At 70.5% G+C, this 21,558-nt stretch carries 19 protein-coding genes and 1 pseudogene; 16 read left to right on the plus strand and 4 right to left on the minus strand.

Features of this window, described 5'->3' with window-relative positions:
• Window positions 1–179: pseudogene (locus AB0D14_RS10020) on the minus strand (hydrolase); the annotation flags it as partial.
• Window positions 180–462: 283 nt separating this feature from the next.
• On the opposite strand from AB0D14_RS10020, the gene AB0D14_RS10025 reads away from it, so the two are divergent.
• Window positions 463–936: a nuclear transport factor 2 family protein gene (locus AB0D14_RS10025; RefSeq protein ID WP_362776628.1), complete on the plus strand. Its 474-nt coding sequence runs from the start codon at window positions 463–465 to the stop codon at window positions 934–936.
• Window positions 937–961: 25 nt separating this feature from the next.
• A complete protein-coding gene (locus AB0D14_RS10030; RefSeq protein WP_362776630.1) occupies window positions 962–1,510 on the plus strand; it encodes a TetR/AcrR family transcriptional regulator in 549 nt (182 codons plus the stop codon).
• A gap of 189 nt (window positions 1,511–1,699) precedes the next feature.
• Here the strand turns inward: AB0D14_RS10030 and AB0D14_RS10035 are convergent, their stop codons facing one another.
• The 3 genes from AB0D14_RS10035 to AB0D14_RS10045 all read right to left on the minus strand — a co-directional run bounded on the left by AB0D14_RS10035 (window position 1,700) and on the right by AB0D14_RS10045 (window position 2,584).
• Entirely contained in the window at window positions 1,700–1,996 is a 297-nt protein-coding gene (locus AB0D14_RS10035; protein WP_362776631.1) for a hypothetical protein, read from the minus strand.
• Window positions 1,993–2,184, minus strand: coding sequence for a toxin-antitoxin system HicB family antitoxin (locus tag AB0D14_RS10040; RefSeq protein ID WP_362776633.1), 192 nt, complete (start codon window positions 2,182–2,184; stop codon window positions 1,993–1,995). Before AB0D14_RS10040 ends, AB0D14_RS10035 begins: the two co-directional genes overlap by 4 nt.
• A 67-nt stretch (window positions 2,185–2,251) precedes the next feature.
• The gene (locus tag AB0D14_RS10045; protein ID WP_362776635.1) at window positions 2,252–2,584 is read right to left on the minus strand and encodes a DUF427 domain-containing protein; all 333 of its coding nucleotides are present in this window, start codon (window positions 2,582–2,584) and stop codon (window positions 2,252–2,254) included.
• A 130-nt stretch (window positions 2,585–2,714) separates the two neighbouring features.
• Here AB0D14_RS10045 and AB0D14_RS10050 point away from each other — a divergent pair, with 130 nt between their 5' ends.
• From AB0D14_RS10050 to AB0D14_RS10115, 14 genes are all read left to right on the plus strand, one after another.
• Window positions 2,715–3,254: a TIGR00730 family Rossman fold protein gene (locus AB0D14_RS10050; RefSeq protein WP_362776637.1), complete on the plus strand. Its 540-nt coding sequence runs from the start codon at window positions 2,715–2,717 to the stop codon at window positions 3,252–3,254.
• 102 nt (window positions 3,255–3,356) lie between these two features.
• A complete protein-coding gene (locus AB0D14_RS10055) occupies window positions 3,357–4,055 on the plus strand; it encodes an SDR family oxidoreductase (protein ID WP_362776640.1) in 699 nt (232 codons plus the stop codon).
• A 52-nt stretch (window positions 4,056–4,107) separates the two neighbouring features.
• Window positions 4,108–5,127: a methionine synthase gene (locus tag AB0D14_RS10060; protein WP_362776643.1), complete on the plus strand. Its 1,020-nt coding sequence runs from the start codon at window positions 4,108–4,110 to the stop codon at window positions 5,125–5,127.
• Between the two features lie 24 nt (window positions 5,128–5,151).
• Entirely contained in the window at window positions 5,152–7,371 is a 2,220-nt protein-coding gene (gene ligA, locus AB0D14_RS10065; protein ID WP_362776646.1) for an NAD-dependent DNA ligase LigA, read from the plus strand.
• Window positions 7,372–7,628: 257 nt separating this feature from the next.
• Window positions 7,629–9,983 (plus strand): bifunctional diguanylate cyclase/phosphodiesterase, encoded by a 2,355-nt coding sequence (locus tag AB0D14_RS10070; RefSeq protein ID WP_362776647.1) that lies wholly within the window; start codon window positions 7,629–7,631, stop codon window positions 9,981–9,983.
• A 296-nt stretch (window positions 9,984–10,279) separates the two neighbouring features.
• Complete coding sequence (gatC, locus tag AB0D14_RS10075; protein WP_362776649.1) at window positions 10,280–10,576, plus strand: Asp-tRNA(Asn)/Glu-tRNA(Gln) amidotransferase subunit GatC; 297 nt, start codon at window positions 10,280–10,282, stop codon at window positions 10,574–10,576.
• Between the two features lie 5 nt (window positions 10,577–10,581).
• Window positions 10,582–12,087: an Asp-tRNA(Asn)/Glu-tRNA(Gln) amidotransferase subunit GatA gene (gene gatA / locus AB0D14_RS10080; protein ID WP_362776651.1), complete on the plus strand. Its 1,506-nt coding sequence runs from the start codon at window positions 10,582–10,584 to the stop codon at window positions 12,085–12,087.
• Between the two features lie 5 nt (window positions 12,088–12,092).
• Window positions 12,093–12,326: a hypothetical protein gene (locus tag AB0D14_RS10085; RefSeq protein WP_189776246.1), complete on the plus strand. Its 234-nt coding sequence runs from the start codon at window positions 12,093–12,095 to the stop codon at window positions 12,324–12,326.
• 15 nt (window positions 12,327–12,341) lie between these two features.
• Window positions 12,342–13,853, plus strand: coding sequence for an Asp-tRNA(Asn)/Glu-tRNA(Gln) amidotransferase subunit GatB (gene gatB, locus AB0D14_RS10090; RefSeq protein WP_362776653.1), 1,512 nt, complete (start codon window positions 12,342–12,344; stop codon window positions 13,851–13,853).
• Window positions 13,854–14,183: 330 nt separating this feature from the next.
• Window positions 14,184–16,484: an MMPL family transporter gene (locus AB0D14_RS10095; protein ID WP_362776654.1), complete on the plus strand. Its 2,301-nt coding sequence runs from the start codon at window positions 14,184–14,186 to the stop codon at window positions 16,482–16,484.
• On the plus strand, window positions 16,462–17,037 hold the full coding sequence (locus AB0D14_RS10100) for a GNAT family protein (RefSeq protein WP_362776656.1): 576 nt from the start codon (window positions 16,462–16,464) through the stop codon (window positions 17,035–17,037). The genes AB0D14_RS10095 and AB0D14_RS10100 overlap by 23 nt, the downstream gene beginning before the upstream one ends.
• Window positions 17,038–17,205: 168 nt before the next feature.
• Window positions 17,206–17,847 (plus strand): hypothetical protein, encoded by a 642-nt coding sequence (locus AB0D14_RS10105; RefSeq protein ID WP_362776657.1) that lies wholly within the window; start codon window positions 17,206–17,208, stop codon window positions 17,845–17,847.
• A 199-nt stretch (window positions 17,848–18,046) separates the two neighbouring features.
• Window positions 18,047–18,241 carry a hypothetical protein gene (locus AB0D14_RS10110; RefSeq protein ID WP_362776658.1) on the plus strand — a complete coding sequence of 65 codons (195 nt, stop codon included), beginning with the start codon at window positions 18,047–18,049 and terminating at the stop codon, window positions 18,239–18,241.
• 242 nt (window positions 18,242–18,483) lie between these two features.
• A complete protein-coding gene (locus AB0D14_RS10115) occupies window positions 18,484–21,543 on the plus strand; it encodes an AAA family ATPase (protein WP_362777025.1) in 3,060 nt (1,019 codons plus the stop codon).
• The last annotated feature ends 15 nt before the right edge of the window (window positions 21,544–21,558 follow it).

The following is a 21,558-nucleotide window of genomic DNA, read 5'->3' on the forward strand; positions in this document are numbered from 1 at the left end:
CCCGGATACAACCGCAGCGTCTGCGGCTCCACCACCGTCCACGGCGCAAGCGAACCGACCGCCTCGAAGCGGTACTCGTCCACCACATCACCGGTGTTGCGCAGACGCAGCCGCACGGTCGTACTGCCACCCGGGTCCACAGTCGCGGAGGCGGGCTCCAGAGAAGTCCAAAGGCTCACTCTCGGACGCTAGACGCAGCGCCGGTGCCGGGTCAGCAAGCCCCCGGGCACGATGGCTGCCCGAACAGGCGGGAGCGGCTGCCCTGTCCTGCCGGCCTGCGCGAAAGCCCGGGGCCGTGCTCGCCTGCCTCGACGAGCTCATCGAGGCCGCCGACGGCCGCCGAGCCTGAGCATGCCGCATCGGTAGGTGGCCGATCTTGAGGTAATTCCCGCAGGGACCGACTTCGAGGTCGGCTGCTGCGACGTGGTAGGTTATCAATCGACCACTAACGTAGGAGTGAGTATGACAGTCAAGGAAGACGACGCCAACCGCCGCGCCGCTGCCCAGCACGCTGTGGCCGAGCATCTGCGCCTTACCGCCGCAGGGCGCGTCGACGAATGGGTGGCGCTGTTCGCCCCGGACGCGGTGCTCGAGTTCCCGTTCGCGCCGGCCGGTGTGCCTCGACGCGTGTCGGGGCGAGACGCGCTGATCGCGCACATGAGTCACTTTCCCGAGACCTTTGACGTCGAGTTCGGCGACCTGGTGTTCCACGAGACGGTCGATCCGGGTCTCGTGATCGCCGAATTCCGCTCGACGGGCACGGCACGGCCGACCGGCAAGCCGTACGAGCAGACGTGCATCTCCGTCGTCCGAACCGATGACGACGCGCTCATCACCCACTACCTGGACTACTGGAACCCACTGGTGGCGATCGAGGCGCTCACACCCGACGACGTGTCGTCCGCCTCTGACCGCAGCGTGACTTTTGGAGGCTGAGGGGAGCCGTGTTTGACTGACGCCCATGCCTGCCGCCGGTACCAGCGCGAAGAGTGACGAACGACGTCGGGCCATCATGGCCGCCGCGATCGATTGCTTCGCGCAAAAGGGTTTCTACGGTACGACGACACATGAGATCGCTGACTGGGTCGGCATTTCTCAGCCGTATCTCTATCGCCTGTACCCGAACAAGCAAGCGCTGTTCGCGGCGGCGGTCGACCACGTGTCCGGCGTGATGACCGAAACCCTGGTCACACACTCGCCCGCGTCGGGTGGGGCCGGGCCGGCGTCCGAGCAGGCGTTGGACGCGGCGCGCGGCGCCTACGCCGCGCTCGTCGCGGACCGGAACATCCTGCGTTTCCTCATGCACGCGAACTGTGCCGCCGGCGAGCCGCTGGTGGGGCAGGCCGTGCGTCGGTGCTACGCCAAGCAGGTCGACACCGTTCGGCGGCTGCTGGGTGACGACGACGCCGTGCGGCGGTGGTTCGGCGCCGGAATGCTCGACAACGTGGTCGCCGTACTGGGTCTGGCCGACATCGATGAGCCGTGGGCGCACGTTCTCACCGCCGGATGACCCGACGCCGGGGATTCGGTCGGGGAACCCCGGCTCAACGGTATACGGCAGCGATTTCATCTGACTCGACAGGATTCTTGCGGCACGGTAGGGCCGCTTCGAGCCCCGGGAGAACTGAACCGGTGCCCCCGGCGCAAGCCCCGACGTTCGCGGTGAGGGTGTCGTCGGGTCGGAGAGCGCGGCGTGTGGCTACAGGTCCAGGACCGCGCGGAGTGCCTGGTTCAGTCGGTCCAAGGTCGCCGGATCGACCGAGCCGTGCAGCTTCGCGTCCTCGAAGCGCGTGGTCCTCAACTGCTGGACGTTGACCGCCACCGCGGTGCAGGGCAACGGTTCCTCGATCGTCACGGACATCGCGGTGTCCGGAAACCGGCCGGCGGGATGCAGCACGATCGCGAGTACCGCGCCGTACGCACCCTCCAGCCCGTCGAGTGAGATGACCAGCACGCTCCGCCCGTTGTCGAGCGTCCAGACCTCTCCCCGTTTCACAGCACGTCCCCGTCCCCGCACAGGTCGTCGCCGAGTCCGAGCGCCGCGAGCTGTTGCGCGGCGTCGATGACCGACTGCCGTCGGACCGCGCGCACGATGTACGCGTTGAGCGAGAGTCCGGCGGCGCCGGCTGCGGCCTTTATCGATGGGTCGAGTTCATCCGGGATACGGAGGGTCATAACAGACATGCCACCACGCTAGCAGTCAGAAATGGTGGCATGAACTGGTGTCATCAAACGGTGTCGGTAGGAGGGATCATCCCGCGGCGACGGTCTCCACCTCGTAGAAGCAGAAGTGGTCCTTGATCTCGGCGACTTCCGGCTTCGGGTCCGGGTATGCCCAGACGAGGTCGGGGGTGTCCGGCAGTGACCAGTACGACGCGTCGCCCTTGAACGGGCAGTGCGTGCTGGTGTCCGACGCGGTCAGGAGATCGACCCGTACGTCCTCCACGGGGAGGTAGTAACGCACGGGCAGGCCCGTCTCGTGCAGCAACAGGGGGCGTGTGCTCTCCGCGAGCACCTGCCCTCCGTGGACGACGCGGACGTGCTCGGTGCCCTGCTCGACGGTGATGCGGTGGCCTGTGGTCACGGCTTCTCGCCCTCCTCGGGTAGCGGTTCTGACCGGTACAGCGCGGGCCGCTGTCGGGTTCTTCCCCGGCTTCGGGTCCATTTTCGAGTACTGGACGGTCCTGGTGCGGAGGCTGTCCTAGCGTGGGGTCATGAACATCTGTGTCTTTCTCTCCGCCGCCGACCTCGACGAGCGCTACACCCGGCCCGCCCGCGAGTTCGCCGAGCTGCTCGGCAAGGGTGGACACACCCTGGTGTGGGGCGGCTCGGACGTCGGGCTCATGAAGGTCGTCGCCGACGGGGTGCAGGAGGCGGGCGGGCGGCTGGTGGGCGTCTCCGTGGAGTTCCTCGCAGCCAAGGCGCGCGAGGGCGCCGACGAGATGGTCGTCGCCCGGGACCTCGCGGAGCGGAAAGCGCTGCTTCTTGAGAAGGCCGACGCCGTCGTCATCATGGTCGGCGGTACGGGCACCCTCGACGAGGCCACCGAGATCCTGGAGCTGAAGAAGCACGGGCACACCGACAAGCCGGTCGTCCTGCTCAACACCGCGGGCTTTTACGACGGCCTGAAGGAGCAGTTCCTGCGCATGGAGGCCGAGAGGTTCCTGCCCGTGCCGCTCACCGACCTGGTGTTCTTCGCGGAGGAGGCCGTGGGGGCGCTCGCCTACCTGGAGGAGAGCCGGGGCACGCAGTGAGCGCAGGGCGCCGCCGGGGCCGGCACCGGCTGCGATGTACGGGGTAACGCACCGGGTAAGTGGACGCCCGGGTGCTGCGGGCGACGACAGGGTGCTGCGAGCATGGCGGGCATGGCTACTCATGTGATCACCGGGGCCGGCTCCGGCATCGGCGCGGCCGTCGCCCGTCGCCTCCACGCGCGCGGGGACGACCTCGTGCTCCACGCGCGCGACGCGGGTCGTGCGAAGGAGCTGGCCGCCGGGTTTCCCGGGGCCCGGACCCTCGTCGGTGACCTCGCCGATCCGGACCGGCTCTCCTGGGCCTTCTCCCACCAGACGCTGCCCGACCGGGTGGACTCGCTCCTGCACATCGCGGGCGTCATCGACCTCGGACGGGTAGGTGACCTGACCCCGAAGACCTGGCGCCACCAGCTCGACGTCAACCTGATCTCGCCCGCCGAGCTGACCCGACACTTCCTGCCGCAACTGCGGCTCACCCAGGGCCATGTGGTCTTCGTCAACTCCGGCTCCGGACTCAACGCCGGTTACGAATGGTCCGCGTACGCCGCCTCCAAGCACGGGCTGAAGGCCCTCGCCGACTCCCTGCGCCACGAGGAGCACGCGAACGGGGTCCGCGTCACCTCGGTCTATCCCGGCCGCACCGCGAGCCCCATGCAGGCCAAGGTCCACCAGCAGGAGGGCAAGGAGTACGACCCCTCGAAGTGGATCGACCCCGAGTCCGTCGCCACGACCATCGTCATGGCGCTGGACCTGCCGAAGGACGCGGAGGTCAACGACCTGTCGGTACGCCCGGGCCGCTGACAGGCTGCCGACCGGCCGCAGCCCCGGCCCGGCGATTCCGTAGGCTGCCCGGGTGAGCGAAAACAGTGAGTTCAGGCCCGGCCCCGCGACCGGCATCGGGTCGATGCCGGGCGGGGACACCCGGGAGGCCGCCAAGTCCGTGGCCGGGACCTTCGAGGGACCCGAGACGGGCATGCCGTTCCTGGCGGAACTGCCCGCCCGGGGCCCCGGCGCGGACATGATCGGCCGGACCGCCGGGATGCTGGTCGAGCTGTACGCGCGCGTGGAGCCCAGCGGCTGGCGTCTCGGGGACCGGCCGGGCCGCGACACCAAGCGGGCCAAGTCGTGGCTGGGCGAAGACCTCGACGCCCTGGAGGAGTTCACCCAGGGCTATGAGGGACCGCTGAAGGTGCAGGCGGTCGGCCCCTGGACGCTCGCGGCCGCCCTGGAGCTGCGCAACGGCGAGGCGGTGCTCTCCGACGCCGGAGCCTGCCGGGACCTCGCCGGGTCGCTCGCCGAGGGACTGCGCGAGCACCTCGCCGACGTACGGCGCCGCGTCCCCGGCGCCCAGGTCGTCCTGCAGCTCGACGAACCCTCACTCATCGCCGCCCTGCGCGGCCAGGTGAGGTCCGCGAGCGGCTACCGCACCTACCGGGCCGTGGACCGGCAGCTCGTCGAGGCCACCCTGCGGGACGTGATCGGTGTGCAGGAGGGAAGCCCTGCGGTCGTGCACTCCTGCGCCCCCGACGTTCCGTTCGCGCTGCTGCGCAGGGCAGGAGCGTCCGCCGTCTCCTTCGACTTCGCGCTCCTCACCGAGCGTGACGACGACGCGATCGGGGAAGCGGTGGAGGGAGGGACCAGACTCCTCGCCGGTGTGGTGCCGGGCACGGACGGCCCGTTGTCAGACCCTGCCGGTAGCGTCATGGGTGTCAGGACGCTGTGGCGCAGGCTGGGGCTGGGTCCGGGGCTTCTCACGGACGCGGTCACCCTCACCCCGTCGTGCGGACTCGCGGGCGCCTCCCCCGAGTACGCGCGCAGGGCGCTCGCCCACTGCGTCCGGGCGGCGAGATCCCTCGCGGACAACCCAGAGTAATCAGAGTAACGGGAGGACGACACGGTGGCCGGCGACAAGGACGCACAGACCGCCTCGGCTGCGGCTGCGGGGCCCGCGCCCAGCGAGGCACGGGAGAAGCACGCGCAGCTCGCTGAGCAGATCGAGGAACACCGCTTCCGGTACTACAGGAATGACGCGCCGGTCGTCAGCGACGCGGACTTCGACAAACTCCTGCGCTCGCTGGAAGCTCTGGAGGAGCAGTATCCCGAGCTGCGGACCCCGGACTCGCCGACCCAGAAGGTCGCGGGGGCGTACGCGGGTGATTTCACGACGTTCTCGGCCGTCCAGCACCGGGAGCGCATGCTCTCCCTGGACAACGCCTTCGACGACGAGGAGCTGGCCGCCTGGGCCGACCGTCTCGCCAAGGAGATCGGCACGTCCGCGTACCACTTCCTGTGCGAACTGAAGGTCGACGGCCTCGCGGTCAACCTCACGTACGAGCAGGGGCGTCTCACCCGCGCGGCGACCCGCGGTGACGGCCGCACGGGCGAGGACATCACGCCCAACGTCCGTACGATCGCGGATATCCCGGGCCGCCTCAGAGGCGAGCGGATCCCCGACCTCGTGGAGATCCGCGGCGAGGTCTACTTCCCGATGGAGAAGTTCGAGGAGCTCAACGCCCGCCTGGTGGAGGCCGGCGACAAGCCCTTCGCCAACCCGCGCAACGCGGCGGCGGGTTCACTGCGCCAGAAGGACTCCCGCGTCACGGCGACCCGTCCGCTGCACATGGTCGTGCACGGCATCGGCGCGCGAGAGGGCTTCGACATCGACTGCCTCTCGCACGCGTACGAGCTGCTGCACGAGTGGGGCCTGCCGACGACCCGCTACAGCAAGGTCGTCGAAGACCTCGACGGGGTGCGGGAGTTCATCGCCTTCTACGGAGAGAACCGCCACTCCGTGGAGCACGAGATCGACGGTGTCGTCGTCAAGCTCGACGAGATCCCCCTCCAGGGCCGCCTCGGCTCGACGTCCCGCGCCCCCCGCTGGGCGATCGCGTGGAAGTACGCGCCGGAGGAGGTCAACACCAAGCTGATCAACATCCGGGTGGGCGTGGGCCGTACGGGCCGCGTCACGCCGTACGCGCAGGTGGAGCCCGTCACGGTGGCCGGTTCCGAGGTCGAGTTCGCGACGTTGCACAACCAGGACGTGGTCAAGGCCAAGGGTGTCCTGATCGGGGACACCGTCGTGCTGCGCAAGGCCGGTGACGTCATCCCGGAGATCCTCGGGCCGGTCGTCGACCTGCGCGACGGCAGCGAGCGGGAGTTCGTGATGCCCGCCGAGTGCCCCGAGTGCGGCACACCGCTGGCGCCCGCGAAGGAGGGGGACATCGATCTGCGCTGCCCCAACGGCGGCACCTGCCCGGCCCAGTTGCGCGAGCGCCTCTTCTACCTCGGCGGCCGCAAGTCCCTGGACATCGAGAACTTCGGTTACGTGGCCGCCGCCGCGCTGACCAAGCCCCTGGAGCCGGCTGAGCCGCCCCTGCGGGACGAGGGCGACCTCTTCGGCCTCACCATCGAGCGGTTGCTGCCGATCAAGGCGTACGTCCTCGACCAGGACAGCGGACTGCCCAAACGGGACCCGAAGACGGGCGAGGAGAAGATCGCCACGGTCTTCGCCAACCAGGAGGGCGCCCCCAGGAAGAACGCCCTCGCGATGCTGGAGAACATCGCCGCGGCCAAGGAGCGACCGCTGGCCCGGATCATCACAGGCCTGTCCATCCGGCACGTGGGCCCGGTCGCGGCCGAGGCCCTGGCCCGGGAGTTCCGCTCGATCGACCGCATCGAGCAGGCCACGGAGGAGGAACTCGCCGCCGTCGAGGGAGTCGGGCCCACCATCGCCGCCTCGCTGAAGCAGTGGTTCACGGTGGACTGGCACCAGGAGATCCTCCACAAGTGGAAGGCCGCCGGAGTCCGCATGGAGGAGGAGAGCTCCGGTGAGGACGAGGGACCCCGCCCGCTCGAAGGGCTCACCGTCGTCGTGACCGGCACTCTGGAACGTCACACCCGCGACGGAGCGAAAGAGGCACTGCAGAACCGGGGAGCGAAAGTGACCGGTTCTGTTTCGAAGAAGACGTCTTTCGTTGTTGTAGGTGACAATCCTGGGTCGAAGTACGACAAGGCAATGCAACTTAAAGTGCCAGTTCTGAACGAGGACGGCTTCGCCGTTCTGCTCGAACAAGGGCCGGAGGCGGCGGCGGAAGTCGCGCTTCCGATCGACGAGTAGCGGTTGAAGACCACCCGTTCGGCGCATATCAGATGCATACGGGTGCGCGGGTCGCATTCGGGCAACCGTGGGCGACCGCTGCCCGTAGAGGCCTTCTGCGGCCTACTGTTGAGGTGTGCGCCTGCCGTGTCCAGCTGCGGTTGGGGCATCCCCCTGCTCTTCATGAGCCGGGGGAAGGGTTTTCATGGTGCCGTTGAGGGACCAGTCGGGCACCGGGCCCCGTGGCATGGGCACCGCCGGCTGTGAGAGGGACGGGAATGGAACCGACCGAGAGCGCCGCCCCGGACTCACGGCTGCGCCCGCGCTGGATGACCGGCGTGCGGCGATGGGGCCACCCCTTGCTTGAGCGAAGCCGGGAGTTCGGAACGAACCTCGGGGTCACCAAACCCGCGGAGCGGACCGGAGTACCGGGGTATGCCGCCGGACAGCGCGTCGCGGCGGACGGTCGCGGCCGCACCGCCTCCGGCCGCACCACCGCCGCCCCCGGCTCCTACTCCCCGCCCCACTCCCAGCTGCCCGGCCAGGAAACCGACCGGCGGATGTCCTGGCCCGCACTGCCCGCGGTGGTCGTCGCGTCCGCCGCCCTCGTGCTGGGCGCGGGCTTCTACCGTGCCTTCACCGGCCACCACGCGCTCTTTCCCTCCGGCTCTGCCGGCTGGGCGCTGGCCGTCCTGGTCGGCATCATCGTCGGCCATCTGGTGGCGCTCGGCCGTTCCCGCTGGTGGGGCGGCACGGGCTCCGGAGCGGCCCTCACCCTCGCCGTCCTGCTGCTGTACGGCTGGGTGCCGGCCGGGATGGTCAGCCTCACCGTCGTCGTGCTCGTCGGCATAGCCCGCCGCCACCGCTGGCGTCAGGGTGTCCTGCACGGCGCGGTGGACATCCTCGGCATCGGCGCAGGGGCGCTCGTGCTGGCCGCGTTCAGCCGGTCGCCATCCGTCGAGACGCCCTGGAAACCGGAGACCTGGACCGTTTACACCGTGCCGCAGGTGGTGTTGGTGGCCGGGGCGTATCTCGCGGTGAGCCGCGCGCTCCTCTGGTACCTCCATGCGCCGCGTACGCCCGGACTGCCGACCGTGGCTCGTACGGCCCTGGTCAGACAGGGGCTGGTCGCCGTCGCGCTGCTCGGCATCGCCCCGCTGATCTGTGTCGTCGCGATCGCCCTCCCCGTGCTCCTGCCGCTCTTCTCCGTGCCCCTCATGGCTCTCGACTCCACGCTCTGGATAGCGCGTGCACGGGCCGAGGAGCAACTGCGTGATCCCCTCACCGGATTGCCCAACCGGCAGTGGCTTCTCGAACGGACCTGGCGGGCGTTGGACGACGCCGAGCGAATCGGTGCACGTTCCGCTCTGATGCTGATCGACCTTGACCGCTTCAGGGCCGTGAATGACACGCTCGGGCATCTCGCGGGGGACCGGCTGCTGTTGCAGATAGCGGACCGGCTGCGCGTCGCTCTGCCGCGCGGGGCGGAGGCCGCGCGGCTCGGCGGGGACGAGTTCGCCGTGCTGCTGCCCATGGTCGACTCGACGACGTCCGCGACGCGGGTCGCCCGCAACCTCGTGACCGCGCTCGGGTCCCCGCTCGACCTCGACGGGCTGACGCTCGTGCTGGAGGCCAGCGCCGGACTGGCCGTCTTCCCCGACCATGCGCTGGACGCGGAGGGGCTGCTGCGGCGGGCGGACGTCGCGATGTACCAGGCGAAGAGGGACCGCACGGGGGTGGAGGTCTACGAGTCCAAGCGGGACTCCAACACCCCCGACCGGCTCGGGCTGCTGGGGGACCTGCGGCGGGCGCTCGACGCGGGAGACGTCGAACTGCACTACCAGCCGAAGGTGCGCTTCGACGGACAGGTCGCCGGTCTTGAGGCGCTCGTGCGGTGGGTGCACCCCGAGCGCGGGAGAGTACCGCCGGACGAGTTCATAGCCATCGCCGAGTCCTCAGGTCTGATGCCGCATCTGACCGAGTACGTACTGGAGACCGCGCTCGCGCAGGTGGCCCGCTGGCGGGCTCAGGGGCTTCGGGTCCCGGTCGCCGTCAACGTGTCGCCCAGGGATGTGCACACACCCGGGTTCGCGGGATCGGTGGCCGCGCGGCTGGCCCGGCACGGCGTCCCCCCGGGGGCGCTCCAGCTGGAGATAACGGAACACGTCCTGCTGGAGGACCCGCAGCGGGCCGCGGACACGCTGGCCGGGCTGACCGGGCACGGCGTGAAGATGTCACTCGACGACTTCGGGACCGGGTACTCGTCGCTGGTGCATCTGCGGCGGCTGCCGGTGAGCGAGCTGAAGATCGACAGGTCGTTCGTGGCCCGGCTCGCCGTGGATACCGAGGACGCGGAGATCGTGAGGTGCACCGTCGACCTCGCGCATTCGCTCGGGCTGCTGGTCGTCGCCGAGGGCGTCGAGGACGACGAGACGTGGGAGCGGCTTCGGGACCTCGGGTGCGACGCGGTCCAGGGATGGCTCGTGGCCGCGGCGATGCCTCCGGAGGAGGCCACCGCGTGGCTGCTCGCCCGGGGGTCCCGGGGGTGGCAGCGGCAGCCCAAGACGGTCTCGCCTGCGGTGTCGCCTGCGGCGTTGCCGGCGGTCTTGCCTGCGGCGGCCGGGGACGAGTAGCGGGTGCGGGTCGGTGGGGTCTTGTTTTCCCGCCCGCACCGCCCGTGACGGGCATCTCGACGGGTGAGCGTTTCCCGCGGGGGTTCCCGCCGTCGGCGACCGTCCGTCCGTCGTACGACCGGCACAGCTCCACACCGCCGGCACAGCTCCACACCGCCGGTACGGCCCGCGCGGCCGCCGGTACGGCCCGCGTGTGCCCCGTGCCGACCGGTGGCGGGGAAACCGATGTACGGGGATTCCCCCGCGCCCCATAGGATTGGGGCACATCACACACACTCACCCCTGAGGATCGCTGCATGCCTGGCATCACGCGCGAGGAGGTCGCCCACCTCGCCCGACTGGCGCGTCTGGAGCTGAAGGACGAAGAGCTCGACCACTTCGCCGGTCAGCTCGACGACATCATCGGCGCGGTCGCCCGCGTCAGCGAGGTCGCCGACCAAGACGTACCGCCGACCTCCCACCCGCTGCCGCTGACGAACGTCATGCGCGCGGACGAGGTCCGTCCGTCGCTCACCCCCGAGCAGGCGCTCTCCGGCGCCCCGGCCCAGGAGCAGCGGCGTTTCAAGGTGCCGCAGATCCTGGGGGAGGACTAACCACCATGACGGACAGCAACGTCAACATCATCAAGCTCACCGCCTCGGAGATCGCCTCCGGCATCGTCTCCGGCGAGCTGACCGCCGTCGAGGTCACCGAGGCCCACCTCGCGCGCATCGAGGCCGTCGACGAGAAGGTGCACGCCTTCCTGCACGTCGACCGGGAAGGGGCGCTCGCCCAGGCCCGCGCGGTCGACGAGAAGCGGGCGAAGGGCGAGAAGCTCGGGCCGCTCGCCGGCGTGCCTCTCGCCCTGAAGGACATCTTCACCACCGAGGGCATCCCGACGACCGTCGGCTCGAAGATGCTCGAAGGCTGGATCCCGCCGTACGACGCCACGGTCACGAAGCGGCTGAAGGCGGCCGACGTCGTCATTCTCGGCAAGACCAACATGGACGAGTTCGCCATGGGGTCCAGCACCGAGAACAGCGCGTACGGGCCCACCGGCAACCCCTGGGACCTGACGCGGATCCCCGGCGGTTCCGGCGGCGGTTCGTCCGCGGCCCTCGCCTCCTACCAGGCGCCCCTCGCCATCGGCACCGACACCGGCGGCTCCATCCGCCAGCCCGCCTCCGTCACCGGCACGGTCGGCGTGAAGCCGACGTACGGCGCGGTGTCGCGGTACGGCATGGTGGCGTTCTCGTCCTCCCTCGACCAGGGCGGCCCCTGCGCCCGTACGGTCCTGGACGCGGCCCTGCTGCACGAGGTCATCGCCGGACACGACCCCCTCGACTCGACCTCCATCGACGCGCCGGTACCGGCCGTCGTCGAGGCCGCCCGTAACGGCAGCGTGGCCGGCATGCGCGTCGGCGTCGTGAAGCAGTTCCGCGGCGAGGGCTACCAGGCCGGTGTCGTCCAGCGCTTCGACGAGTCGGTCTCGCTCCTCAGGGAACTGGGCGCCGAGATCGTCGAGCTGGACTGCCCGTCCTTCGACCTGGCCCTGTCGGCGTACTACCTGATCGCCCCGTCCGAGTGTTCGAGCAACCTCGCCCGCTTCGACGGTCTGCGCTACGGCCTGCGCGTCGGCGACGACGGCACGCACTCCGCGGAGGAGGTCACCGCCCTCACCCGTGAGGCGGGCTTCGGCGACGAGGTCAAGCGCCGCATCATGCTCGGCACGTACGCGCTCAGCTCCGGCTACTACGACGCGTACTACGGCAGCGCCCAGAAGGTCCGTACGCTCATCACGCGGGACTTCGAGAAGGCGTTCGAGCAGGTCGACGTGATCGTCTCCCCGACGACCCCGACCACCGCCTTCCCGATCGGTGAGCGCGCCGACGACCCGATGGCGATGTACCTCGCGGACCTGTGCACCATCCCGACGAACCTCGCGGGCAACGCCGCGATGTCGCTGCCCTGCGGCCTCGCGCCCGAGGACAACCTGCCCGTCGGCCTGCAGATCATCGCGCCGGCCCTCAAGGACGACCGCCTTTACAAGGTGGGAGCCGCCGTCGAGGCCGCGTTCGTGGAACGCTGGGGTCACCCGCTGATCGAGGAGGCTCCGTCGCTGTGAGTGCCATGGCCAAGAAGGCAAAGAACTTCAAGAAGTCGAAGACCGGGCTGTACGTGTCGCTCGGCAGTACCGCGTTCGGCGCGATCAGCGTCGCCAAGCAGATCAAGCTGGCCCGCAGTGACGGGGACACGCTGAGGCTGATCGACGCGACCGTATCCGCCGCCGCCATCGTCACCGGCCTCGCCATCCTCTACCGGGAGCTCAAGCGCCTGGGCGACGAAGACGTCCTGCTGGGCTGAGGGGAAAGTTTCACAGTGACTGCCACGACTGACCTGGTGTCGTACGAGGACGCGCTGGCGTCGTACGACCCCGTCATGGGCCTCGAAGTCCATGTCGAACTCGGCACCAAGACCAAGATGTTCTGCGGCTGTTCCACCGAGCTGGGCGCCGATCCCAACTCGCAGGCCTGTCCGACCTGCCTGGGTATGCCCGGCGCGCTGCCGGTCGTCAACGCGATCGGCGTCGAGTCCGCGATCAAGATCGGTCTCGCGCTGCACTGCGAGATCGCCGAGTGGTGCCGCTTCGCCCGGAAGAACTACTTCTATCCGGACATGCCGAAGAACTTCCAGACCTCCCAGTACGACGAGCCGATCGCCTTCAACGGCTACCTCGACGTCCAGCTGGAGGACGGCGAGGTCTTCCGCGTGGAGATCGAGCGCGCCCACATGGAGGAGGACACCGGCAAGTCGCTGCACGTCGGCGGCGCGACGGGCCGTATCCACGGCGCCTCGCACTCTCTGCTCGACTACAACCGCGCCGGTATCCCCCTCATCGAGATCGTCACCAAGCCGATCGAGGGCGCCGGCGAGCGCGCTCCCGAGGTCGCCAAGGCGTACGTCGCCGAGCTGCGCGAGCTCATCAAGGCGCTCGGTGTCTCCGAGGCCCGGATGGAGCAGGGCCAGATGCGCTGCGACGTGAACCTGTCGCTGCGCCCGTACGGCCGGGAGAAGTTCGGTACGCGGAGCGAGACGAAGAACGTCAACTCGCTGCGTTCCGTCGAGCGTGCGGCCCGCTTCGAGATCCAGCGGCATGCGGCCGTGCTCAACGACGGCGGCACGATCATCCAGGAGACCCGTCACTTCCACGAGGACACGGGGTCGACGACCTCGGGGCGCGTGAAGGAAGAGGCCGAGGACTACCGGTACTTCCCGGAGCCCGACCTCGTCCCGGTCGCCCCGTCCCGCGAGTGGGTCGAGGAGCTGCGCGCGGGCCTGCCCGAGCAGCCGCTGGCCCGCCGCAACCGGCTGCGCGAGGAGTGGGGGGTCAACGCCCACGACATGCAGTCGATGCTCAACGCCGGTGCCATCGACCTCATCGTCGCCACGATCGGGGCGGGCGCCGACGCCACGTCCGCCCGCAAGTGGTGGATGGGTGAGCTGGCCCGCGCGGCCAACGAGTCCGGGGTGTCCCTGGACGGGCTGGCCATCACGCCCGAGCAGGTCGCCCGGGTGACCGCCCTGGTCAGCGAGGGTTCGCTCAACGACAAGCTGGCCCGCCAGGTCATCGACGGGGTCGTCAAGGGTGAGGGCACGCCGGACGAGGTCGTCGAGAAGCGCGGCCTGAAGGTCGTCTCCGACGAGGGCGCGCTGACGGCCGCCGTCGACGAGGCCATCGCCGGGAACCCGGGGGTCGCGGACAAGATCCGGGCCGGCAAGGTGGCGGCGGCGGGTGCCCTCGTGGGCGCGGTCATGAAGGCCACTCGGGGACAGGCCGACGCCGCCCGCGTCAAGGAGCTGATCCTGGAGAAGCTGGGCGTCGAGGGCTAGCTCCCGGCTTTCCTGCTTGGCCGGTTCTGCTTGGCGGTTCTGCTTGGCGGTTCTGCTTGGCGGTTCTACTCGGTCGGTTCTACTCGGTCGGTCGAAGGGGCGGCGCACCTGTGGTCAGGTGCGCCGCCCCTTCGGCGTTCCTCGGTGGGGGTGCATCGGAGCCGATGCACCCCCTTCGGGCTGTCGTGTGAACTGCCTCGCAATCCTGTGAGTAAATCCTCGAATGAGGCCAACGATCACTTTCGGCTGGAAGAGTGACAACGCGTCGGTCATGCGTTCTTTGCGGGCAGTTCCCGGTAAAGATCCACAAATCATCCAGGGAGCTCGTCCGTGGCAGCCCTAGCACGTTGGTGTGTCCAGCACCGTCTCGTCGCCCTACTGCTCTGGCTCCTCGCTCTCGGCGGGGTCACCGCCGCGGCCGCCGTCACCGGATCCGACTACTCGAACGACTACGAGGTGCCGGGCACCGAGTCGGGCCACGCCACCGAGCTCCTCCAGGACAACTTTCCCGGCCTCGGCGGCGACAGCAGCACCGTGGTCTGGCACTCGACCCCCGGATCGGTCCGCGCCGCCGACGTCGAACAGACCATGACCCGCGCCCTCGACAGGATCGGCGGCCTGCCCGGGGTGGCCGCCGTCGTCAGCCCCTACGAGGGCCGCGGCTCGGGCCAGATCAGCGAGGACGGCCGTACCGCCTACGCCACGGTGACCTTCGACGAACCGGCCGAGAACATCGACAGGGGCGAGGCCGCGGCGGTCGTCGCCGCCGCGAAGGCCGCCGAGGCCGACGGGCTCCAGGTCGAACTGGGCGGGCAGGCCATCGCCCTCACCGAGTCCCCGGGCGGGCACCTCGCCGAGATCGTCGGCGTGGCCGTCGCCGCGGTGGTCCTCTTCCTCGCCTTCGGCTCCCTCGCCGCCTCGATGCTGCCCATCGCCACGGCCCTGGTGAGCGTCGGCACCGCGTACGCGGGAATCGTGCTCCTCGGGCATGTCATGACGGTCGCCGACTTCGCGCCGATGCTCGGCACGCTGGTCGGACTCGGCGTCGGCATCGACTACGCGCTGTTCATAGTGACCAGGCACCGCCGTGGTCTCAAGCGCGGCCTCCCGGTCGAGGAGGCCGCACGGAACGCGGTGGCCACCACCGGGCGCGCGGTCGTCTTCGCGGGCGCCACCGTGTGCATCGCCCTGCTGGGCATGCTCATACTGCGACTCGGCTTCCTCAACGGTGTCGCTATCGCCGCGTCACTCACCGTGGTCCTGACGGTCGCGGCCTCGGTGACCCTGCTGCCCGCGCTGCTCTCCTTCATCGGCATGCGCGCACTGAGCCGCCGCGAACGACGCCGACTTGTCGAGCACGGGCCCGCACCCGAGGTCCCCGCCGGGCTCGCCGCCCGCTGGTCCGCCTTCGTCGAACAGCACCCGAAGCTCCTCGGCGGCGCCGCCCTGGCCGTCATGGCACTGCTCGCGCTGCCGATGTTCTCCCTGCACCTGGGCACCTCCGACCAGGGCAACAACCCGGAAACGACCACCACACGGCAGGCGTACGACCTGCTCGCCGGAGGCACCTCGGAGAGCGGGGGAGGCTTCGGGCCAGGCCTGAACGGGCCGCTGACCCTCGCCACGCCCGTCAGCGGCGCCCAGGACCGGCTCGCCCTCGACAACCTCGACGCCACGCTCCGGGAGACCGAGGGTGTCCGGGCCGCGACCCGGGTGACGTACGACAGCGACGGGGACACCGCCTACCTCGCCGTCGTACCGGAGTCCTCGCCGCAGTCCCAGCGAACCAGCGAACTCGTCGACCGGCTGCGTGACGAGGTGCTGCCGCGGGCCGAGACCGGGACCACGCTCGACCTGGAGGTCGGCGGAACGACCGCCGCCTACGACGACTTCGCCGACGTCATCGTCGGCAAGCTGCCTCTCTTCGTGGGCGTGGTGATCGGCCTCGGCTGCGTCCTGCTGCTGCTCGCCTTCCGGTCCGTCGGCATCCCCCTGAAGGCCGCGGCGATGAACGTCGCGGCCGTCGCCGCCGCCTTCGGAGTCGTCGTCGCGATCTTCCAGTGGGGCTGGGGCAGCGAACTGCTCGGCCTTGGCCGGGCGGGACCGATCGAGCCCTTCCTGCCGGTGATCATGATCTCCGTGCTCTTCGGGCTTTCCATGGACTACCAGGTGTTCCTGGTCAGCAGGATGTACGAGGAGTGGCTGGCGACCGGTGACAACCGCCGGGCCGTCCGCGTGGGCCTCGCGGAGACCGGCCGGGTGATCAACTCCGCCGCTGTGATCATGATCTCGGTCTTCCTGGCCTTCGTGCTCAGCGGCGACCGCGTCATCGCCATGTTCGGCCTGGCACTGGCAGCCGCCGTCGCCCTCGACGCCTTCGTGCTGCGTACGCTCCTGGTGCCCGCCCTCATGCACCTGCTGGGCGGAGCCAACTGGTGGCTGCCCGGCTGGCTCGACCGGCGCCTGCCGCGTCTCAGCATCGAGCCGCCGGAAATCCGTACCGCAGGCGGAGGCGACCGTGCGAGGATCCCGGGAGCGCGTGAGGACGGGCTCATGAACGTGGTGGACATGGTGGATGCGGACGTACGCGTGAAGGAGCGGCAGCAGGATGTACGCGATATCCCTGGGTGATGACGGCGCCGAACTGCGGCCTCTGGAGCCGTGGCACGCTGAGGAGTTCCTCGCCCATCTCGACCGCGGACGCGAGTTCGTCCAGCGGTACATCCCCTTCGGGTCACGCGCCACGGACACCGACTCCGCACGCGTGCTGCTCCAGTCGTACGCCGACAAGAAGGCCGCCGACACCGGCAGCCTGCACGGGGTGTGGCTGGACGGGAAGCTCGTCGGCGGCGTGCTCTTCCGGGTCTTCGACGCCGAGCAGGGCACCTGCGAGGCCGGCTGCTGGCTGGAGCCCGCGGCGGCGGGCCGCGGGCTCATCACACGCGCGGTACGCGTCCTCATCGACTGGGCGGTCGACGAGCGCGGTATCCACCGGGTGGAGTGGTACGCGGCCGCCTCCAACGAGCCCAGCCTGAACGTGGCACGACGGCTCGGCATGAGCCGGGAGGGCGTCCTCAGGGAGAGCTACCTCCACCGGGGCGTACGCCAGGACACAGAGGTGTGGTCGGTGCTCGCGGGGGAGTGGCGGGCCGCGCGTGCGCGGGGGCGGACACCCGCGGAATGACGGCGGCTGCGGGGGCACGGAGACGACGTGTCCGGGGTCACGAAGACAATGTGTGCGGCGTTCCGAGGACGACGTAGGCGGGCCCCGGACAAGGCGATGTGTGGACCCGCGCGTGAGGATCCTGGGATCTTAAAGAAATTCTCAGACAGCGTCCGTACGGTGCGGAGCATGGGAACCAAGACAGAGAACGAGGCCGGAACCGAGACCGGCACCGAGGCACAGCGCGACGACGAGGCCGTGAAGCTCGGCAAGAGCGACGGGGCGCCCGCGATCGGGGAGGTCGAGGAGGTCAAGGGCGCCGACCCGGCCGACGGCCGGACCGACTCCGAGGTCCTGGACGCGGACACCGACGCGGACCTTGACGACGACGAGCACGAGAGCGAGAACGAGCAGGCTGCGGCGGCCGCCGGACCCGGCGTGGCCATGGGAGCCGCCGCCGTCGTCTCCGCCGGACTCGGCATCGTCTCGCTGACCGGCAGCTGGGTCGGCACCGTCGCACAGGCCCGCGACTCGCTGTACGGCCAGATGGAGACCGTGCAGGGTGCACCCGTGGCCACCCAGATCAAACAGGTGTACGGCGACTCCTGGAACGCCAACGCGCTGGTCGCCGGCTTCTTCGCGCTGGTCGCGCTGATCGCCGGCGTCGTGGTGCTGGTGAGGCCCGCGTTCGGTAACCCGGACCGGATCCCCGCCCAGTCCCCGTGGGTCAAGTCCGTCGCCTGGGCGGGCGTCTCGCTCGGAGTTCTCGGCCTGCTGCTGGCCGCCCTCAAGTACTCCGACGTCCTGCTCGCCATGCCGTCCGGGGGCTGACACACCGCACGTCCACAGCTTCTTAAGGGGCCTTAGTCCCGTCGTGAGCCCCTCACGGCGGAACTAAGGCCCCTCGTGCGTTCAAGATGCGGAACTCTCCCGATGTGGCGCACCCCCCTTGGAGACGAAGGTTGAGACATCGCAGACGAGCGAAGCCGACGGTCTCTCTTCACGAGTGACTCTTCACGAGGGGTACAGGATGTTCGCGTACGAGCTCCATCAGATCCGTTCCGCGGAAATGATCCGCGACGCCCACAACTACCGCATGGCCCGTGAGGCCGCCCGCGCCCGTCGTGCCGCCAGGCGCGAGGCCGCGCGATCCGATCGCGACGACAGCGAGGGGCGGGTGAACGGCCACCGTCACAGCAGGCCCCGGATCACGCGCACCGCATGAGCGCCGGGGCACGGGAGGGCGACCGCGCGGGGGGCGGCCGTCCTGAGCGGGGCGAGGGCACGGTGACCGCTCTGCCGGTCACGGACCGGTCCTCGCCGACTACGAACCCGTCCACGCCGACCTCGGGCTCGTCCGCAGTCGCGGACGGGCCCGAGGCCGTGGGCTCGTCCGCCGTCGTAGGCGCGTCCGCCGCCGTGGCCGGGGCCTGGATAACCAGTGCCGCGGTGTCGGACCCCTGTGCGATGCTCGGCGCTGTGGAGACCAGATCCGTCAGTCCGGTCTTCGTCGGCCGGGCCGACGAACTGGGCGTACTGAACGACGCGCTCGCCCGCGCTGCCGCGGGCGAGCCACAGGCGCTGCTGCTCGGCGGTGAGGCCGGTGTCGGAAAGACCCGGCTCATCGAGGAGTTCGCTGCGGGCGCCTGCCGTGAGGGAGCCGTCGTGGCGGTCGGCGGCTGTGTCGAGATCGGCGCCGACGGGCTGCCGTTCGCACCGTTCTCCACCGCCCTGCGGGCCCTGCGCCGCCACCTGCCCGACGAACTGGCCGCCGCGGCCGCGGGGCAGGAGGGCGAGCTGGCCCGGCTGCTGCCCGAATTGGGCGAGACCGCGCGCGGGCGACACGACGAGGACGGGATGGCCCGCCTCTTCGAGCTCACCGTCCGCCTCCTGGAACGCGTCGCTGCCGGCCGCCCGGTCGTCGTCCTCCTGGAGGACCTGCACTGGGCGGACGCCTCGACCCGCCACCTCCTCGCCTACCTTTTCCGGACGCTGCGCGGCGGCCGTCTCCTCGTCGTCGCCACCTACCGCGCCGACGACATCCACCGCCGCCACCCGCTGCGCCCCCTGCTCGCCGAACTCGACCGGCTGCGCACCGTCCGCCGGATCGAACTCGGCCGCTTCAGCCGCGCCGAAGTCGGCCGCCAGATCGCCGGAATCCTCGCCTCCGAACCCGATCCGGCCCAGGTCGACGACATCTTCGCCCGCTCCGACGGGAACGCGTTCTTCGTCGAGGAGCTGGCCGTGGCCGCCCACGAGGGCTGCCGCACCGGCCTCACCGACTCGCTGCGCGACCTGCTCCTCGTCCGTGTCGAAAGCCTGCCCGAGAGTTCCCAGCGGGTCGCCAGGATCGTCGCCGAGGGCGGTTCGACCGTGGAGTACCGGCTGCTCGCCGCCGTGGCCCGGCTCGCCGAGGACGACCTCATCGAGGCACTGCGGGCCGCCGTCGGCGCCAACATCCTGCTCGCGACGACCGACGGGGACGGCTACCGCTTCCGCCACTCGCTGGTGCGCGAGGCCGTCGGCGACGACCTGCTGCCCGGCGAGCGCTCCCGCCTCAACCGCAGGTACGCACAAGCCCTGGAGGCGGACCCCTCACTCGTCCCGGCCGGCGAGCGCGCCGCCCGGCTGGCCAGCCACTGGTATCACGCGCACGACGCCGCCAAGGCCCTGCCCGCCGTCCTCGACGCCTCCGTGGCGGCCCGCCGCCGGCACGCCTACTCGGAGCAACTGCGGCTCCTGGAGCGCGCGATGGAACTGTGGGACACCGCTCCCGAGTCCGTACGCGCCGAGCTGCGGCCCGTCGACTACACCGAGGTCTATCCCCCGTGCGGCTGTGATCCTGAGACCGCACCGCTGCGTTATCTCGATCTGATGGCCGAAGCCGCCGTGGCGGGCCGGTTCTGCGGGGAGCGCAAGCGCGCCCTGCAGATCACCAAGCGAGCCCTGCACCTTCTGGAGGACGAGCAGGATCCCCTGCGCGCCGCCTGGTTCTGGATCCAGCGCTCCCGGCTCGTCGAGGCGCAGGCCCTCGGCGACGGCTGGCAGGAACTCGGCACCGCCCAGGACCTGGTCCGGGGGCTGCCGCCGTCCGAGGTGCACGCCGACGTCCTCGCCCACGTCGCCAACTGGCTGATGATGCACAGGCCGGGACCGGACGCGCTCCAGGCCGCCGAGCGCGCCGTGGAGTACGCCCGCATGGTGGGAGCCCGCGACATCGAGCTGAACGCGCGGCTCACCCTGGGCGGGCTCCTGGTCGAGTCGGGCGACGTCGACGCCGGACTCGCCGAGGTGCACGAGGTCAAGCAACGGGCCACGGAACTGGGCACGGCCTATGTGATAGGCCGTGCCCATGTGAACCTGCCGTCCCACCTGGAGGGCATAGGCCGCTCCCAGGAAGCCGTCCGCATCCTCCAGGAGGGCGTCGAACTCACCAGGAAACTGGGCCTGCTGGACACCGAGGCCTGGGTCTGGGGCAATCTCGGCGAGTCCCTTTTCTCGCTGGGCCGCTGGGACGAGGCCGCCGAGGCCGGGTACAACTCGGAGCGGGTCGGCCAGAGCGCCAAGCCGCGCGGCTTGCGCACCATGCTCCACGCCCATCTGGCGCTCGCCCAGGGTGACCTGGCTGCCGCGGGCGGCCAACTGGCCGACTCACGCGACCACTTCGGCACCCACGACGCCGTACCCCAGCACGCGCTGCCCCTGATCACGCTCGCGATCGGCAGCGCCGCCGCGGAAGGCCGTCTCCTCGACGCCCGCGCGGAGCTGGAGGAGGCGCTGCGCCTCGGCTTCCCGCCGGGCACCCAGCGCTACGGCTGGCCCCTGCTGCTCGCCGCGGCGACCGCGGAGGCCGACGCCCGCGGGCTGCCCGCCGCCGAACCGGGCCGCGCCGAACTCGTCGAGCGCCTCCGCGAGACCGCCAAGTCCCTCGTCACGAACGTGCCCCTCTGGCAGGCGTACGAGCTCTGGGTGCGCGCCGAACTGCTGCGCGCCGAGGGCCGGGACACCCCGGACGACTGGTCCGAGACGGTCGGTGCCTTCGAGCCGCTGGAGCGTCCGTACGACCTGGCCCGCGTCCGGTACCGGCTGGCGGAGGCCCTGCTCGGCTTCGGCAGCACGGAGGAGGAGCGGGGCCGCGCCACCGAACTGCTGCGGCTGGCCCGTGCCGTCGCCGACCACCTCGGCGCGCGCCCGCTCGCCGACGCCGTCGCCCAGCTCGCGCAGCGCGCCCGCCTCACGCTCGCCCGTGAGTCCGGACGGACCTCCCTCGCTCCCGCCGACCCGGCCGAGGCGCTCGGCCTCACCAGCCGTGAGCGCGACGTCCTGCGTCTGGTGGCCGTCGGCCGCAGCAACCGGCAGATCGCCGAGGAGCTTTTCATCTCCCCGAAGACGGCCAGCGTCCACGTCTCGAACATCCTGGCCAAGCTCGGGGTCTCGGGCCGGGGCGAGGCGGCGGCGGTGGCGCACCGGATGCGGCTGTTCCCGCCGGAGACGGCCGCGGCCCGCCCGACCGGCCGAGCCGGATGAACCAGATGACCGAGG

The organism is Streptomyces sp. NPDC048484 (genome assembly GCF_040651415.1).
In the GTDB taxonomy this organism is placed as follows: domain Bacteria; phylum Actinomycetota; class Actinomycetes; order Streptomycetales; family Streptomycetaceae; genus Streptomyces.

Excerpts from the sequence above, each read along its gene's own strand:
- AB0D14_RS10025 (WP_362776628.1), top strand. The coding sequence starts at position 463 with ATGACAGTCAAGGAAGACGACGCCAACCGCCGCGCCGCTGCCCAGCAC.
- AB0D14_RS10030 (WP_362776630.1), top strand. The coding sequence starts at position 962 with ATGCCTGCCGCCGGTACCAGCGCGAAGAGTGACGAACGACGTCGGGCC.
- AB0D14_RS10040 (WP_362776633.1), bottom strand. The coding sequence starts at position 2,184 with ATGTCTGTTATGACCCTCCGTATCCCGGATGAACTCGACCCATCGATA.
- AB0D14_RS10050 (WP_362776637.1), top strand. The coding sequence starts at position 2,715 with ATGAACATCTGTGTCTTTCTCTCCGCCGCCGACCTCGACGAGCGCTAC.
- AB0D14_RS10055 (WP_362776640.1), top strand. The coding sequence starts at position 3,357 with ATGGCGGGCATGGCTACTCATGTGATCACCGGGGCCGGCTCCGGCATC.
- AB0D14_RS10070 (WP_362776647.1), top strand. The coding sequence starts at position 7,629 with ATGGAACCGACCGAGAGCGCCGCCCCGGACTCACGGCTGCGCCCGCGC.
- gatC (WP_362776649.1), top strand. The coding sequence starts at position 10,280 with ATGCCTGGCATCACGCGCGAGGAGGTCGCCCACCTCGCCCGACTGGCG.
- gatA (WP_362776651.1), top strand. The coding sequence starts at position 10,582 with ATGACGGACAGCAACGTCAACATCATCAAGCTCACCGCCTCGGAGATC.
- AB0D14_RS10085 (WP_189776246.1), top strand. The coding sequence starts at position 12,093 with ATGGCCAAGAAGGCAAAGAACTTCAAGAAGTCGAAGACCGGGCTGTAC.
- AB0D14_RS10100 (WP_362776656.1), top strand. The coding sequence starts at position 16,462 with ATGTACGCGATATCCCTGGGTGATGACGGCGCCGAACTGCGGCCTCTG.
- AB0D14_RS10105 (WP_362776657.1), top strand. The coding sequence starts at position 17,206 with ATGGGAACCAAGACAGAGAACGAGGCCGGAACCGAGACCGGCACCGAG.
- AB0D14_RS10110 (WP_362776658.1), top strand. The coding sequence starts at position 18,047 with ATGTTCGCGTACGAGCTCCATCAGATCCGTTCCGCGGAAATGATCCGC.
- AB0D14_RS10115 (WP_362777025.1), top strand. The coding sequence starts at position 18,484 with ATGCTCGGCGCTGTGGAGACCAGATCCGTCAGTCCGGTCTTCGTCGGC.